17 protein-coding genes, 1 tRNA gene and 1 pseudogene are annotated in these 12,886 nt (G+C 53.8%); 17 read left to right on the top strand and 2 right to left on the bottom strand.

Annotation, left to right across the window (positions count from 1 at the left end):
* The first annotated feature begins 15 nt into the window (after positions 1-15).
* Positions 16-1,101: an AAA family ATPase gene (locus MC269_RS13615; protein ID WP_239952734.1), complete on the top strand. Its 1,086-nt coding sequence runs from the start codon at positions 16-18 to the stop codon at positions 1,099-1,101.
* Between the two features lie 176 nt (positions 1,102-1,277).
* On the opposite strand, the gene ybcJ is transcribed toward MC269_RS13615, so the two are convergent.
* Together ybcJ and folD are read right to left on the bottom strand one after the other, a co-directional pair.
* Entirely contained in the window at positions 1,278-1,490 is a 213-nt protein-coding gene (gene ybcJ / locus MC269_RS13610) for a ribosome-associated protein YbcJ (RefSeq protein ID WP_081139368.1), read from the bottom strand.
* The gene (folD, locus tag MC269_RS13605) at positions 1,490-2,356 is read right to left on the bottom strand and encodes a bifunctional methylenetetrahydrofolate dehydrogenase/methenyltetrahydrofolate cyclohydrolase FolD (RefSeq protein ID WP_081139369.1); all 867 of its coding nucleotides are present in this window, start codon (positions 2,354-2,356) and stop codon (positions 1,490-1,492) included. The genes ybcJ and folD overlap by 1 nt, the downstream gene beginning before the upstream one ends.
* A gap of 181 nt (positions 2,357-2,537) precedes the next feature.
* Between folD and MC269_RS13600 the strand changes: the two genes are divergently transcribed.
* From MC269_RS13600 to MC269_RS13525, 16 genes and pseudogenes are all read left to right on the top strand, one after another.
* Positions 2,538-2,614: transfer RNA gene (locus tag MC269_RS13600), tRNA-Arg, on the top strand.
* Between the two features lie 166 nt (positions 2,615-2,780).
* Entirely contained in the window at positions 2,781-3,995 is a 1,215-nt protein-coding gene (locus MC269_RS13595) for an integrase arm-type DNA-binding domain-containing protein (protein ID WP_239952733.1), read from the top strand.
* A gap of 144 nt (positions 3,996-4,139) precedes the next feature.
* Positions 4,140-4,505 carry a hypothetical protein gene (locus MC269_RS13590; RefSeq protein ID WP_239952732.1) on the top strand — a complete coding sequence of 122 codons (366 nt, stop codon included), beginning with the start codon at positions 4,140-4,142 and terminating at the stop codon, positions 4,503-4,505.
* Positions 4,506-4,514: 9 nt separating this feature from the next.
* Positions 4,515-5,201, top strand: a complete 687-nt coding sequence (locus MC269_RS13585; protein ID WP_239952731.1) for a hypothetical protein — start codon at positions 4,515-4,517, stop codon at positions 5,199-5,201.
* Between the two features lie 212 nt (positions 5,202-5,413).
* A complete protein-coding gene (locus tag MC269_RS13580) occupies positions 5,414-5,611 on the top strand; it encodes an AlpA family transcriptional regulator (protein WP_239952730.1) in 198 nt (65 codons plus the stop codon).
* A complete protein-coding gene (locus tag MC269_RS13575) occupies positions 5,611-6,030 on the top strand; it encodes a hypothetical protein (protein WP_239952729.1) in 420 nt (139 codons plus the stop codon). The genes MC269_RS13580 and MC269_RS13575 overlap by 1 nt, the downstream gene beginning before the upstream one ends.
* A gap of 13 nt (positions 6,031-6,043) precedes the next feature.
* The gene (locus tag MC269_RS13570) at positions 6,044-6,886 is read left to right on the top strand and encodes an antA/AntB antirepressor family protein (protein ID WP_239952728.1); all 843 of its coding nucleotides are present in this window, start codon (positions 6,044-6,046) and stop codon (positions 6,884-6,886) included.
* Positions 6,879-7,058 (top strand): DUF4222 domain-containing protein, encoded by a 180-nt coding sequence (locus MC269_RS13565; RefSeq protein WP_239952727.1) that lies wholly within the window; start codon positions 6,879-6,881, stop codon positions 7,056-7,058. The genes MC269_RS13570 and MC269_RS13565 overlap by 8 nt, the downstream gene beginning before the upstream one ends.
* Complete coding sequence (locus tag MC269_RS13560) at positions 7,055-7,801, top strand: host cell division inhibitor Icd-like protein (RefSeq protein WP_239952726.1); 747 nt, start codon at positions 7,055-7,057, stop codon at positions 7,799-7,801. Before MC269_RS13565 ends, MC269_RS13560 begins: the two co-directional genes overlap by 4 nt.
* A complete protein-coding gene (locus MC269_RS13555; protein WP_239952725.1) occupies positions 7,794-8,081 on the top strand; it encodes a transcriptional regulator in 288 nt (95 codons plus the stop codon). The genes MC269_RS13560 and MC269_RS13555 overlap by 8 nt, the downstream gene beginning before the upstream one ends.
* Positions 8,078-8,371 carry a hypothetical protein gene (locus MC269_RS13550; RefSeq protein ID WP_239952724.1) on the top strand — a complete coding sequence of 98 codons (294 nt, stop codon included), beginning with the start codon at positions 8,078-8,080 and terminating at the stop codon, positions 8,369-8,371. The genes MC269_RS13555 and MC269_RS13550 overlap by 4 nt, the downstream gene beginning before the upstream one ends.
* Entirely contained in the window at positions 8,371-8,598 is a 228-nt protein-coding gene (locus MC269_RS13545; RefSeq protein ID WP_239952723.1) for a hypothetical protein, read from the top strand. Before MC269_RS13550 ends, MC269_RS13545 begins: the two co-directional genes overlap by 1 nt.
* The gene (locus MC269_RS13540; RefSeq protein WP_239952722.1) at positions 8,595-9,206 is read left to right on the top strand and encodes a hypothetical protein; all 612 of its coding nucleotides are present in this window, start codon (positions 8,595-8,597) and stop codon (positions 9,204-9,206) included. Before MC269_RS13545 ends, MC269_RS13540 begins: the two co-directional genes overlap by 4 nt.
* A 10-nt stretch (positions 9,207-9,216) precedes the next feature.
* Entirely contained in the window at positions 9,217-9,573 is a 357-nt protein-coding gene (locus MC269_RS13535; RefSeq protein WP_239952721.1) for a hypothetical protein, read from the top strand.
* Positions 9,566-12,349, top strand: coding sequence for a TOPRIM and DUF927 domain-containing protein (locus MC269_RS13530; RefSeq protein WP_239952720.1), 2,784 nt, complete (start codon positions 9,566-9,568; stop codon positions 12,347-12,349). The genes MC269_RS13535 and MC269_RS13530 overlap by 8 nt, the downstream gene beginning before the upstream one ends.
* A gap of 173 nt (positions 12,350-12,522) precedes the next feature.
* Positions 12,523-12,831 (top strand): annotated as a pseudogene (locus tag MC269_RS13525) (PerC family transcriptional regulator).
* Positions 12,832-12,886: the final 55 nt, after the last annotated feature.

The raw sequence follows: 12,886 nt of genomic DNA, 5'->3' as shown, positions 1-12,886 counted from the left end.
TGGCGCCCTTTTTTTATGCCGGTTGAAAAGATTGAGATCCAGGGTTTTCGTTCGGTGCGCCAGCTGTCGCTGACCCTGGGGCAGCTGAACGTCATCAGCGGCCCCAACGGCTGCGGCAAATCGAACCTCTATAAAGCGGTCAGGCTGCTGCACGACGCCGCCAGCGGGCGGCTTGCGGCGGCGCTGGCGGAAGAGGGCGGTATTCAGAAGGTCATGTGGGCGGGCGGCGATCGTCGCCACGATGCCAGACGCCTGACGCTGGCGGCGCAGATGGACGATCTCGACTATCAGCTCGACATCGGCTTTCCGGAACCGCTGGCTACCTCGCTGTTCAACCTCGACCCGCTGGTGAAAGAGGAGCGCATCTGGCTGAGCGGCCAGCGACGACGGCCCGCCTCCTGCATTATGCAGCGGCAAAACCAGACGGCGTTTCTGCATAACGTCGACGGCGAGCGCGTGGCCTATCCCGCGACGCTGCATCCCGAAGAGTCGCTGTTCGGCCAGCTGGGCGAGCCGCATCGCTATCCCGAGCTGTCGCAGCTGCGCGAACGGCTGCGCCAGTGGCGCTTCTATCATGAATTCGCCGTCTGGCCCGGATCGCCGATCCGCGCGCCGCAGACGGGTGTGCGATCCCCGGTGCTGGCGCATGACGGCAGCAACCTCGCCGCCGCCTGGGCGACTATCGTCGAGCGCGGCCATCATGAGCTGCTCTATGCGGTGACCGCGCAGGCGTTTCCCGACAGCGAGTTTCACGTTGAGGTGCAGAACGGCCGCTTTCAGATGCAGATGTCGCGGCGCGGGGTGCTGCGCCCGCTCGACAGCGTCGAGTTCTCGGACGGCACGCTGCGCTTTCTTTGCCTGGTGGTGGCGCTGCTCAGCCCAAGGCCGCCGCAGTTTATGGCGCTCAACGAGCCGGAGAACAGTCTGCATGAGGATTTATTGCCGGCGCTGGCGCACCTGATTGCCGAAGCGAGCCAGTTCTGTCAGCTCTGGATCACCAGCCATTCGCCGCGCCTCGCGCAGCTGATTGCGCAGCATGCGCCGGTGAATCATATTCGGCTGGAGCAGTATGAGGGCGAAACGCGAATCGCGGAGGAGTAGAGGTAGTCGCAGGGTGCTAACGCGCAAGAACTGGCCCGATCGCAAAGACGCAAAGACGGCATCCCTGCCAGCTCGTCCCGCGTCTTCCTTGACGCGGGACGCTTTGCTCTTCGGTCCAGTTCTTACGCTGGCTGACTTTGGTGGCGGGCCTGAAGCGTCCCGCAGGACGCCTCGTTTCAGGCGGTGACGGTGATGCGCTGTCCGGCGAATTCGACGGTCTGGCCGGCCAAAATTTTGCAGCGCTTGCGCGTTTCTACCGCGCCGTCGACGGTGACTTCGCCGTCGGCGATAACGATCTTCGCCTGCGCGCCGCTCTCTACCCAGCCTTCCAGCTTCAGCAGATCGCACAGGTCGACATGCGGGTGTTTACCCAGGGCAAAAGTCGCCATTATGCTTCCTCTTTATCATGGTAAGTTTCGCACGCGTGCAGCGTGTTTTCGATCAGCGTTGCGACGGTCATCGGCCCCACGCCGCCCGGCACCGGGGTGATGTAGGAGGCGCGCTCGGCAGCCGCGTCGAAATCAACGTCGCCCACCACTTTGCCGCTCTCCAGTCGGTTGATGCCGACGTCGATTACCACCGCGCCCGGCTTAATCCAGTCGCCCGGGATAAAACCGGGTTTACCGACCGCCACCACCAGCAGATCCGCGTGCTCGACGTGGTGACGCAGATCTTTGGTGAAGCGATGCGTTACGGTGGTGGTGCAGCCCGCCAGCAGCAGCTCCATGCTCATCGGACGGCCTACGATGTTGGACGCGCCAACCACCACGGCGTTCAGGCCGTAGGTATCGATATTGTAGCGCTCCAGCAGCGTGACGATGCCGCGCGGGGTACAGGGACGCAGCGTCGGCGCGCGCTGGCAGAGACGGCCAACGTTGTAGGGATGGAAGCCGTCGACGTCTTTATCGGGCGTAATGCGCTCCAGCACTTTGACGTTGTCGATGCCGGCCGGCAGCGGCAGCTGTACCAGAATGCCGTCGATCTCGTGGTCGTTATTGAGATCGTCAATCAGCTGCAGCAGCTCGGCTTCGCTGGTGGTGGCAGGCAGATCGTATGAGCGCGACACAAAGCCGACCTCATCGCAGGCGCGACGTTTGCTGCCGACATAGATTTGCGAAGCGGGGTTTTCACCTACCAGAACGACCGCCAGTCCCGGCGCGCGTTTACCGGCTGCCAGACGCTGCTTTACTTTTTCCGCAACCTCAAGGCGCACCTGCTGCGCAATCGTTTTACCGTCAATAATTTTTGCTGCCATCAGAGAGGAAATCCACTGTGTTGTGTTGAATCGGGGAAAGGCGCCTATTCTGTCAGAAGCGTGAGGCGCTGTCAGGTTCTGAATTATCGCGGGTTGTCTGATTCTTCGGCATACGCGTCGCACGGTCGGCCAAAAGCGTTGACTCGTTGAGGTCTCGCCGTATAATCCTCGCCATCCCCGTGCGCCCTTAGCTCAGCTGGATAGAGCACCGGCCTTCTAAGCCGTAGGTCACAGGTTCGAATCCTGTAGGGCGTGCCATTTTCACTTCTCCTGTCGTCTACTAAAGTCCACAAAATCCCAGTCAGTAAGCACCTTCCCGAGAATCTCGTTATCTCAACGTCTACTATCATCTATTGAAATCAACAATCATGTGGGGGTACATTTGGGGGTATAGTTCTGTTCAATGAGATGAGATACCCCCAAATTGAAACTTAATGCCCGCACAGTGGACACTTCAAAGGCCAAAGATAAAGCCTACAAGCTCTCTGACGGCGGCGGTCTTTACCTTCTCGTTAACACCAATGGCTCACGATACTGGCGCTTAAAGTACCGCGTTGCGGGAAAAGAAAAGCTGCTGGCGCTGGGGGTATATCCTGATGTCTCTCTGGCCGATGCCAGGGCGAAGCGTGATGAAGCAAAACGCACTTTAGCTGCTGGTGGTGATCCGGGTGAGGTTAAACAGACGGAAAAGCAGGCTAAGATTCTGGCGGTCAGTAACAGCTTCGAAGCACTGGCGATTGAATGGCATGAGCATAAGCGCCCTAACTGGTCACTGGGCTATGCCAGTGACATCCTGGAGTACCTGCAAAAAGATGTGTTCCCGTTTATCGGTAAACGTGCCATCGCAGAAATCAAAGCAGCAGAGATGCTGCTGGTGCTCAGAAAGATGGAGCAGCGTGGCGTTCTGGATAAATTGAAGAAAACACGTCAGGCTTGCCGCCAGATTTTTACCTACGCCGTCATCACCGGCAGGGCAGAGCATAACCCTGTTACCGATCTCGCCGGCGCACTAAAAGCGCCAAAGCAAAAGCATTTCCCTCATCCTCTCACCGAACAAATTGGCGGCTTCCTTCGCGCACTTAGTGAATACACTGGCAGCAAGGTTACACAAAATGCCACCCGGCTGTTGATGCTTACTGGCACACGCACGATTGAATTACGCGCCGCTGAATGGGCTGAATTCGATTTAGAGAAAGGCATCTGGCAGATACCTGCAGAACGTATGAAGATGCGCCGCCCTCATGTAGTGCCGCTTTCCATCCAGGCTAAATCTCTCCTTGAAGAAATTCACCAACTGACGGGAAGAGGTCGCTATGTGTTCCCCGGCCGCAACGATGCAGGGAAGACGATGAGCGAGGCCAGTATCAATCAGGTTATCAAACGAATCGGTTATGACGGTAAAGCTACCGGTCACGGCTTCAGACACACTATGAGCACCATTTTGCATGAGCAGGGCTACAACACTGCATGGATTGAAACGCAGCTGGCTCACGCAGATAAGAACAGTATTCGTGGCACCTACAACCATGCCCAGTATCTGGACGGACGTCGTGAAATGCTTCAGTGGTATGCCGACTATATGGATGCGCTGGAGAATGGCGAGAACGTGGTTCATGGCTCGTTTGGCAGAAGAGCATAACTGGATGAATAGACAGTGTTAGGTGACGATAGTAGACTTAAGTAGACGTATACAGAATAGGCTATGTCTAGGCTGATCCCCGAAGACCCGTACACCTCTACGGGCTGGCATAGTCGCCAAAAAAAGAGGCACGCGAGGTGGCGTATGACAAATCCAATCATTGAGTTAAAGGCCAAAAAGCAGCAGTTCATTAGCATCCGAGAGTTAATTATTAGAATCGAAAGTAAATTTCCTGATATGACTCGAGATCAAATTGCAAATTGGATAGTTATTAAATTGGATGAAGCTGAGCAATATGCTCCTCAGCTACTTATACAGGACTCCCGGGGTTTAACGAGAAGGCCGAGCCTTAGCGATCCGAGTTTCAACTCTTATGAGCTTCTTAATCAGGTAATGGTTAATCCTGATATGGATGAAGCGCCTTACGAAGGTTGGTCCCCATCAAGAACTAGCGAACTGGATTTGCATAATAGTAGCGAATCTATTTTTGATGACAACGTCCCATTTTGAGGGTGAAGAATGAATTCTTTCGACTTTGTGGGCTTCGATCGCTCTGAAATTGAGAAGCTTTTGGGTATTAACTTGCACGATAATTTAGATGAATATTCTTGGGCTCTAAAGAACACGCTTCCTAAGTGGATGGTCCCCTATTTATCTAGGGTTAATATCTCATTGGAACATGCGGCTTACTTTCTAGCAGATGAAAATCCAAATTTAGGCTTGAAAAGTGAAGCGCAGACAATAGTTAATTCATACAAAGACTCGCTATGGGATGCCGTGGATAGCGGTGAGCTAACTGCGAAAGATATAACACATTATGACAATTATGATCACGACCGCAGGGATTGTGTATTAATTCGAACTGAAGTTGAGTCTTGGGTAACAAAGCATAATTTTCATTGGCCTCTGCCTCTGGCACATAAAAAAACAGAAATAACACAGACATTAGAGACCAAATACCTTGATCAGTGGGGGGAGTTTCCTGGAAAGAACACGGCTCTCATGATGATTGCTGGCATGGCTTTAGCACTTGAGAAATCGAGTAAGTCCTTTAAGAATGGTGACAAGTTGAACAAGCTGGCAATAGCTCGTTCTGTGGCTCAAAACCTTGCAAGCCAGAATTATCAAGGAATAGTAGTGACCGATAAGCAAATGACAAATCTTATCAAAGAGGCTTTGGAAGTCATCCTCCCTGAAAGCGAGTAGTGTCCATTTCCAACCAAAAACTCGATGCGGGAACGATTTCTAAAGTCCCGCATTTGCAGACTTCTCATTTCCAAAATACTCAATAAAACCCTCATTAGTAGCTTGAACTTTCAAAAGAATACTTCCATTTTTCTTTTGGTAATTTCCACAATAAGCAGCCCGACTTTGATGAAATGAATCTCGTAAACCGCAATAGACGTTACGAGGTAAATATGTCTCAATCGCTAATTCGCTTATCAGAAGTTCAGCGCCGTACAGGCTATAGCAAGGCGTGGATTTATCGCCTGCTTAAAGAAAGTCGCTTTCCTCAATCTGTGAAAATTGGCTCACGCGCTATCGCTTTCGTCGAAAGTGAAGTTGATGACTGGATTAATCAGCGCATCGCTGAATCACGCGGTGAGGTGGCGTAATGGAAATGAAAAACCGCCCATCACAGGCGGCTAATCAGGGAGTTGGCACCTCTGATATTACGCCTGCCGCAATCATTAAGCCAATCCCAAAGAAGCACCGCGCCCGCGTCTATATGATGCGAACCGGAGTTAATGGTTTCACTGAGAACGAAATCCTCCGCTACTGCCGATTGTCTAGCGCCCGTAATTACGCGACTGAGCTGGAAAGAAGGCTTGATATTCGCCTGGAGCGCATTGACGAGCCTAATGGTGATGGCATCGGTAGCCACTTCCGTTACCGGATCACCTGCCGCGCTGACGTGATGCGAGTGATTCAACTCGTTAATAGCAATGCCGCTGCTGGTGGCTATACCGGCCTGTCTCAGCATGAGATTAACGACATTCTTTCCCTCTACCCGGATGCGTTCAGCGCCGCTTAACGGAGCCTGACAAATGAAAACTGAAAAAAGCAGATTAAATTCTGAGGCCGCCCCTCAGCCCACAACCAGCATCAGCGATATTTCAGGAAACGACTTTGCCACTATTGTCCCGGTTATTTCCGGCCAAATCGGTGGGCGTGAAACCAATATTGTAAGTGCAAAAGCTCTGCATAAAGCATTAGGCGTGGGTAATGACTTCTCTACCTGGGTAAAACTCCGCATTGATGAATATGGGTTTACCCTCGGTGCTGATTACGTGGTTTTTGATTCCTCAGATTTCAGGAATCAAAGTGCAAATATTGAGCAGGCCGAGCGCGGATGGGTCACGAAGCGCGGCGGTGATCGTCGCAGTAAGGATTACGGCCTTTCGCTTGGGATGGCAAAAGAAGTGGCTATGGTTGAGCGCAATGAGCAGGGCCGTGCCATACGCCGCTACTTCATCCAGTGTGAAGAGGCACTACAGCGCAGCGTGCCTGAGATTGCCGCACAGTATCGCCGCCAGCTTAAAGCCCGCCTGAGTGCCGCCAACATGTTTAAGCCTATGTGCGCCGCTCTGGATGTTGCCCGTGCAGAACAGGGGAAACAGACTTTATCCCGTCACTACAGCAACGAGAGCAACATGATCGCCCGTATTGTCTTGGGTGGCCTCACGGCTAAGCAGTGGGCGCAGGTAAATGGCGTTCAGGGCGAACCACGCGACGGCATGAATTCATCTCAGCTGAAGCACCTCACCTATCTCGAAAGCACCAACATCACGCTGATTGATATGGGCATGGCCTATGACCAGCGGAAAGCCGAACTGATGCGTCTGTCTCAGCGGTGGCTGGCTAAACGCCTGGAGGCAGCCCATGACTAAGCCCACCAGAAATCCAACCCCAAACGCTCGCTATCAGGACGCCAGCGGCGCGATGGTCACAGTACACAGCGTGCAATTTAATCGCGTGACGTTCTACCGAGACGGGTACTCATCGCCCTGCAAACAACCACTAGAGCGCTTTATGCGTGAGTTTACGGAGATAAAGCCATGATGGCCGTTCAGAGCAATGCTTACTCGCTGGCTGGCCTGTCACTACGCCCGGAGAACTTAGCCAAACTTAGCCAGTTGATGACAAATGATGACGTCAGCAACTTCACAAAACCTGACGCCTACTCAGCCAGTAATTTGGCTTTGTGCCTGACGATGCGTAAAGCCATGATGCGTAAGGCAGTGTCTTACACTGTCGGCAGCGCCTGTCACAAACACTTAAAAAACCGCTTGCCCTCTTTGCAATCTTCGGACTATCCTCAACCTGCACCGGCAAAATCCGGTGCCAGGATTGGCGTCCTGGCAAAGTACAAGGCGACACACGACGCGCCTAGCGTCTTTTTTTGTGTCCTCGCATCTGTTCACCCTTTTTTTAGCGATATGGTTATAATCCGTGTCGCTCACAAAGTAATGGTGGGCTGGATGGGGGCGGAGAAATCCGCGCCGGTTACCTTGTACGCCGGTTACGCCAACCCTGTTCAGCTCACCACCAGCGAAATTGGCGTTTCCGGTGGTGGGATCAAATCCCAGTACAAGGAGGCTGCCACCATGGCTACTACCCTCACCCAAACCACGCCCAAATTTGAGTTTCGTTTTCTGGCTCTGTCACGCGCTGACATGCAGGCCAAGCCTTGCCGCGTATCCGTTCAGGCCGTAAACGAGAAAGAAGCCCGCCGCGTTCTGGCACCACATTTCATCTTGTCATTAGCCGCACGCCTGCCAGTTCAGGAGGTGGCTCATGCATAACGACACCATTAAATCCCACACTGAAGATTTCAAGCGTACTCAGGCCATCATCGGTAATGAGAGCGCCCCGACGCCAAACACGCCTGAGAATATCTCTCGTGATCGCCTGCTGCGCGCTCAGGCCGGATTGCTCCACCTGCTGACTGTGGTAATCCCTCAGATTACGGACGAGGAGCAGCGCCGTGAGGTGTACCTGCTCGTAGATGGCATCCACAATCTGACTCGCTTTGAAGAATGTGATGCTGCGAGAGAGCGTCAGGCGCAGGAGGGAAAAGCATGAAACATCTCAACGTCGCTGTATCTAACAAGCACCCGCAGCCGGTTGCCGTTCTTACTCAGCAGCAATCGCCCCTCAGATCTGTGTCTATCGACATTCATAACGCTGACAAATACGCGAATCTGCTCGCTGAAATCTACAACGGCAGCGTGCACGCAGCCCTTATGGAGCATGATCCAAAAGCCGCAGTCCGCATCGCCACACTGTTTGCTGAGCTGTGCTCAACTACTGATCGGGCTGGTATGCGTATCGCCAGGCTATCCAGTCAGCTTGCTCATGGAGGTGCTATCTGATGGCTATTTCATTTGCTGATATTGACGGGCAAGCAGCCAATCTGAAGAAGGCTCGTGCCGTTCTCTCAATCCTTCTCGATACGATGCCTAGCACCGACATTAACGAGGATTACACCTGGCTCATCAATCTGGCGCACGACACCGTTCACGACACCATTGAGGCGCTTGAGGCGGCAGTAGATACCGAGCTGAAATCACGCGAAAAGGGGGCAAAGACAAAATCATGAGTAACGTCCTCAAATTCCCGAAAATGCCGGAGAAATCCGGCTCTTTCTCAGCAGAAGCGACTCCTGATGGTGTGCGCTGTGGCAACAGAGTTATTGGTTACTCATCAGCTATCCGCCAGCTGAATGACGGGCGCTTTGGTAACCCGCTCTCAGAGGGTTTTGGCGTGATTGCTGAGTTATCCCTGGCTGAAATTAACGGCTGGTTCAAACCCAGCCTGGAGCAGCAAGTAAGCGTCTGGCGCTGGATGGTGGCGGGCGTGTTTATCGTCGAGCAGATGAAGGCAAATGGCACAGTTGCGGTCAGCCAGAATGACGGCACAACGACTTATGCGGTGCGTTACGTGGGTGAGCACGGCGGCATTGTGGTTTATCCGACAACAGAGCGATTTTCACTGGCGCTCAACGTTGAAGAGCTGATGCTGAAAGACTTCACACATGATGATCCGTACCAGAAAGCGCTCATGCTTTACCAGTCAATGCTGGAACCGTCTGCAGATGGTGGCATGACTCTCTCTGCATGGGGACGCGACGGCATGGCCATGCTTCATGATGGCTTTATCGAGCTTCTCAATACTGAAGGCATTCCTGCCGCACCGACAGCGCATTAAAGGGGGAATCATGATGCTAATCACTAAAAACTTCCGACTTAATGCGCTGGCCAACCAGTATTCAGCGGCCATTTATAACCATGTCAGGCAGCTGAACGGGGGCGACTGGTTCCCGATGGAAATCAGCGGGCAGAGGATTGAGGTTGCCATTGTGGATGGTTCAGCCGGCATCAGGTTGCTGGTGGACAGCTATCTGCTGGAGCCAATGAAACGCGAATATCCTCACTGGGAAGGTATGGCATTCAACCTGCTAAGCCTTTGCCTGGACGGGAATGAACCGTCAGCGCAGGGTAAAAGCATCTGGCAGAGCATGATTGACGACATGAGCGCCTCTCTTTCAAAAGCCGAGGTGAGCTTCCATGCGTAATTACGACCTGATCCGCGAAACAACCAGCGCCGCAGCTGACCGCTGGCCGATGGTGCTCAGCCAGTTGGGGATTGATGTGCCACGCTCACCCCGCCAGCACGTGCCATGCCCGGCCTGTGGCGGTAAAGATCGCTTTCGCTTCGATGATAAAGGGCGCGGCAGCTTCTTCTGCAACCAGTGCGGCGCGGGTGATGGTTTAGACCTCATCCAAAAAGTTAATCAGTGCGGTACTGCTGAGGCCGCCCGCATGGCGGCTGATGTACTGGGTATTGATTACCGGGTGACTGAAATTGACCAGAAAGCAGCCAGCCAGAGAAGGCGGCAGCTTGATGAGCAGCGCCACCAGCATGAGCAGGAGCGCCAGAAGAAAGAGGCAGCAGAAGCAGAACAGCGGCGAGAGAATTTTGTAAGCCACTACCAGAGGCTCGCAGGACAAACCACGCCAGGCGAAAGCGAATACCTGATTGCCAAAGGACTTGATGGCTTCACTCTGTCATGCCTGCCCGATGGATCAATTCTTCTTCCGCTGGTGGATGAGTCCGGCGATGTGGCCGCAGCGCAGACCATCACGCCACAAGGTGAAAAGAAGGTGCTCTACGGCTCAGCCAAGCGCGGAGCGTGGCATTTTGTTAATCAGCCGCAGGAAGTGAAGGAAATTATTATCGCTGAAGGGCTTGCCACAACGCTCACAGCTCACCTGATACGCCCTGCAGCGCTCGCTGTCGTAGCTCTTGATGCCGGCAATCTGCCACCTGTTGCGGAAGCTATGCGTCAGCGGTACCCGGATGCCGCAATCATCATTGCCAGCGATAACGACTGGCATGAGCCTGGCGAGCTTAATGACCGCGGCAAACCAAAAGTGAATACCGGCAAGATATTCGCTGATAAAGCTGCCGAGGCCATCAATGGTTCGGTTTCCTTGCCGCCCACCAGCCATAAGGCCGACTGGGATGATTACCGCCAGCAGAATGGCCTTGAGAGCACCACAGCAGCATTTAACGAATCACTGTACCAACCGCAGGGGGAAAGCATGGTCGCTCAACTGGAAGTGATTGAAGGTGGCAAAGCAACAGCGCCTGATCGCGACGCGCTAAAGCCCCGGATTGAAAGCCGTCAGGATGGTGTGTACTGGGTTGAGCCAAACACCGATAAGCAGACAGGAGAAATCATTAACCGTGAAAGCTGGCTGTGCTCCCCTCTGCAGGTAGTCGGCACCGGTCGCGATGACAAAGACCAGTTTCTAATCCTCCGCTGGCAGGCATGGGGTTCAGAGAGTGAAACCACTCAAGCTATCCCGCTGGCTGACATTGGCGAGCGAGAAGGTTGGAGAACGCTCAAGGCTGGTGGCGTGAACGTGACCACCAAAAGCGGCCTGAGAGCAATTCTGGCGGACTGGCTACAGCGGAACGGGTCAAAGGAGGTCTGGAGAGTAGCGCATGCTACAGGGTGGCAGTGCGGCGCTTATATCATGCCTGACGGGGAGATCATCGGCGCGCCTGATAAGCCGGTACTGTTCAATGGCCGCAGTTCTGCCGCAGCCGGTTACACCTGCAGGGGAAGCGCAGAGAGCTGGCGTCAAAGCGTTGGAGCGCTGGCCGCCGGTAACTATTCGATGATGACAGGCGTTGCTGCTGCCCTAGCTGCCCCGCTGATTGGCTTGTCTGGTGCTGATGGCTTCGGTATCCACTTCTATGAGCAATCGAGCGCCGGCAAAACTACGACCGCGAATGTCGCCAGTAGTCTCTACGGCAACCCTGACCAGCTGCGACTGACATGGTACGGCACCGCTCTAGGGCTGGCTAATGAAGCTGCCGCCCACAATGATGCGCTGATGCCGCTGGATGAAGTGGGGCAAGGCGCTGATCCAGTTAGCGTCTCGCAGTCAGCTTATGCGCTTTTTAACGGCGTAGGGAAACTTCAGGGAGCCAAAGAAGGCGGTAACCGTGATCTGAAACGCTGGCGCACAGTGGCGATCAGCACCGGCGAGATGGATTTAGAAACCTTCATCGCTATGGCGGGTCGCAAAGCGAAGGCCGGGCAGTTGGTCAGGCTGCTGAATATCCCACTGAGTAAGGCTGTGAGATTCCACCAGCACGAGAACGGCAAGCAGCACGCCGATGCGCTGAAAGACGCTTATCAGAATCATCACGGGGCAGCAGGACGTGAATGGATCAAATGGTTAGCAGGCAATCAGCAACAGGCTACTGAGGCTGTCAGAGAAGCGGAGGCGCGCTGGCGAAGTCTTATCCCGGCAGAATACGGCGAGCAGGTACACCGCGTGGGCGCACGCTTTGCCATTCTTGAGGCTGCGTTACTGCTGGGCCGCGTTATCACTGGATGGGACGAGCAGACGTGCCGCGACGCCGTTCAGCACAGCTATAACGCCTGGGTGAGAGAGTTTGGCACCGGCAATAAAGAACATCAGCAGATCATCGCCCAGTGTGAAGCGTTTCTGAACTCCAATGGCTACAGCCGGTTTGCCCCTTTCCCGTATGACCCTCAGTCGATGCCAATCCGTGAGATGGCTGGCTATCGCGCCAGCGGCAACCATGACGATGACCCGATCGTCTTTTACACCTTCCCGGCAACGTTCGAGCAAGAGATAGCCAGTGGATTCAATCCCAAGCAGTTCGCCCGGGTGCTGGCAGAGAGCGGCATGCTGACACCACCGACCAGCGGCGGAGGCTTCCAGCGTAAGTCGCCCAGGATTAACAAGCGTCAGTACAACGTCTACGTGATCCAGTACCGGCCAGAGGATGAGGCACAGGAAGAGTAAGCCTCACATGTGAGGATTTTAGTGTTGGTTCAGTTGGTTCAGTTGGTTCAATCCTTTATTATCTTTGATTTATAAGGAAATTAAATTCAAAAGTGAACCAACACTGAACCAACAAAGGGCTGTTTTGAACCAACATACTCAGCGTAAAAACATTATTTTTCAGGTCGGCGCACATGGTAAGTGACAAAAAAGCAGAAGAACTTGAAGCGAAAGGTTTGCACAGAAGAGCAGCCTCTCGCTGGCTGGAGGTGTTCGACAATTGCGACACAGAAGTCGGGCGGGAGTGAATCAGATCCCGCCGCAATCAGTGTCTGGCGAAGCGTGTTCGCCCTGCTGTGCTTATTGACACCTTTGGCGATGTCACCAGAGCCGCAGGCGACACACAGCGCAGAATGGGGTTAGCCAAACCGGACGGCGAGGCCTTCAGGTTGAAAGATGAAGTGAGTTATCAATCAAGGAAGGTCGGAAAACAAAGTAAGTAACAACAATTGCAATGTTAATAATTATTGATAGGATGTTTCCGATTGCAATCAATGG

Origin of the sequence: Pantoea sp. Z09, from assembly GCF_022394795.1 — a bacterium.
GTDB lineage: Bacteria > Pseudomonadota > Gammaproteobacteria > Enterobacterales > Enterobacteriaceae > Pantoea > Pantoea latae.
This window is presented reverse-complemented; position numbering and strand designations above follow the sequence as displayed.

Coding starts and splice junctions, on each gene's coding strand:
- MC269_RS13615 (WP_239952734.1), top strand. CDS start 16: ATGCCGGTTGAAAAGATTGAGATCCAGGGTTTTCGTTCGGTGCGCCAG.
- ybcJ (WP_081139368.1), bottom strand. CDS start 1,490: ATGGCGACTTTTGCCCTGGGTAAACACCCGCATGTCGACCTGTGCGAT.
- folD (WP_081139369.1), bottom strand. CDS start 2,356: ATGGCAGCAAAAATTATTGACGGTAAAACGATTGCGCAGCAGGTGCGC.
- MC269_RS13590 (WP_239952732.1), top strand. CDS start 4,140: ATGACAAATCCAATCATTGAGTTAAAGGCCAAAAAGCAGCAGTTCATT.
- MC269_RS13585 (WP_239952731.1), top strand. CDS start 4,515: ATGAATTCTTTCGACTTTGTGGGCTTCGATCGCTCTGAAATTGAGAAG.
- MC269_RS13580 (WP_239952730.1), top strand. CDS start 5,414: ATGTCTCAATCGCTAATTCGCTTATCAGAAGTTCAGCGCCGTACAGGC.
- MC269_RS13575 (WP_239952729.1), top strand. CDS start 5,611: ATGGAAATGAAAAACCGCCCATCACAGGCGGCTAATCAGGGAGTTGGC.
- MC269_RS13570 (WP_239952728.1), top strand. CDS start 6,044: ATGAAAACTGAAAAAAGCAGATTAAATTCTGAGGCCGCCCCTCAGCCC.
- MC269_RS13565 (WP_239952727.1), top strand. CDS start 6,879: ATGACTAAGCCCACCAGAAATCCAACCCCAAACGCTCGCTATCAGGAC.
- MC269_RS13560 (WP_239952726.1), top strand. CDS start 7,055: ATGATGGCCGTTCAGAGCAATGCTTACTCGCTGGCTGGCCTGTCACTA.
- MC269_RS13555 (WP_239952725.1), top strand. CDS start 7,794: ATGCATAACGACACCATTAAATCCCACACTGAAGATTTCAAGCGTACT.
- MC269_RS13550 (WP_239952724.1), top strand. CDS start 8,078: ATGAAACATCTCAACGTCGCTGTATCTAACAAGCACCCGCAGCCGGTT.
- MC269_RS13545 (WP_239952723.1), top strand. CDS start 8,371: ATGGCTATTTCATTTGCTGATATTGACGGGCAAGCAGCCAATCTGAAG.
- MC269_RS13540 (WP_239952722.1), top strand. CDS start 8,595: ATGAGTAACGTCCTCAAATTCCCGAAAATGCCGGAGAAATCCGGCTCT.
- MC269_RS13535 (WP_239952721.1), top strand. CDS start 9,217: ATGATGCTAATCACTAAAAACTTCCGACTTAATGCGCTGGCCAACCAG.
- MC269_RS13530 (WP_239952720.1), top strand. CDS start 9,566: ATGCGTAATTACGACCTGATCCGCGAAACAACCAGCGCCGCAGCTGAC.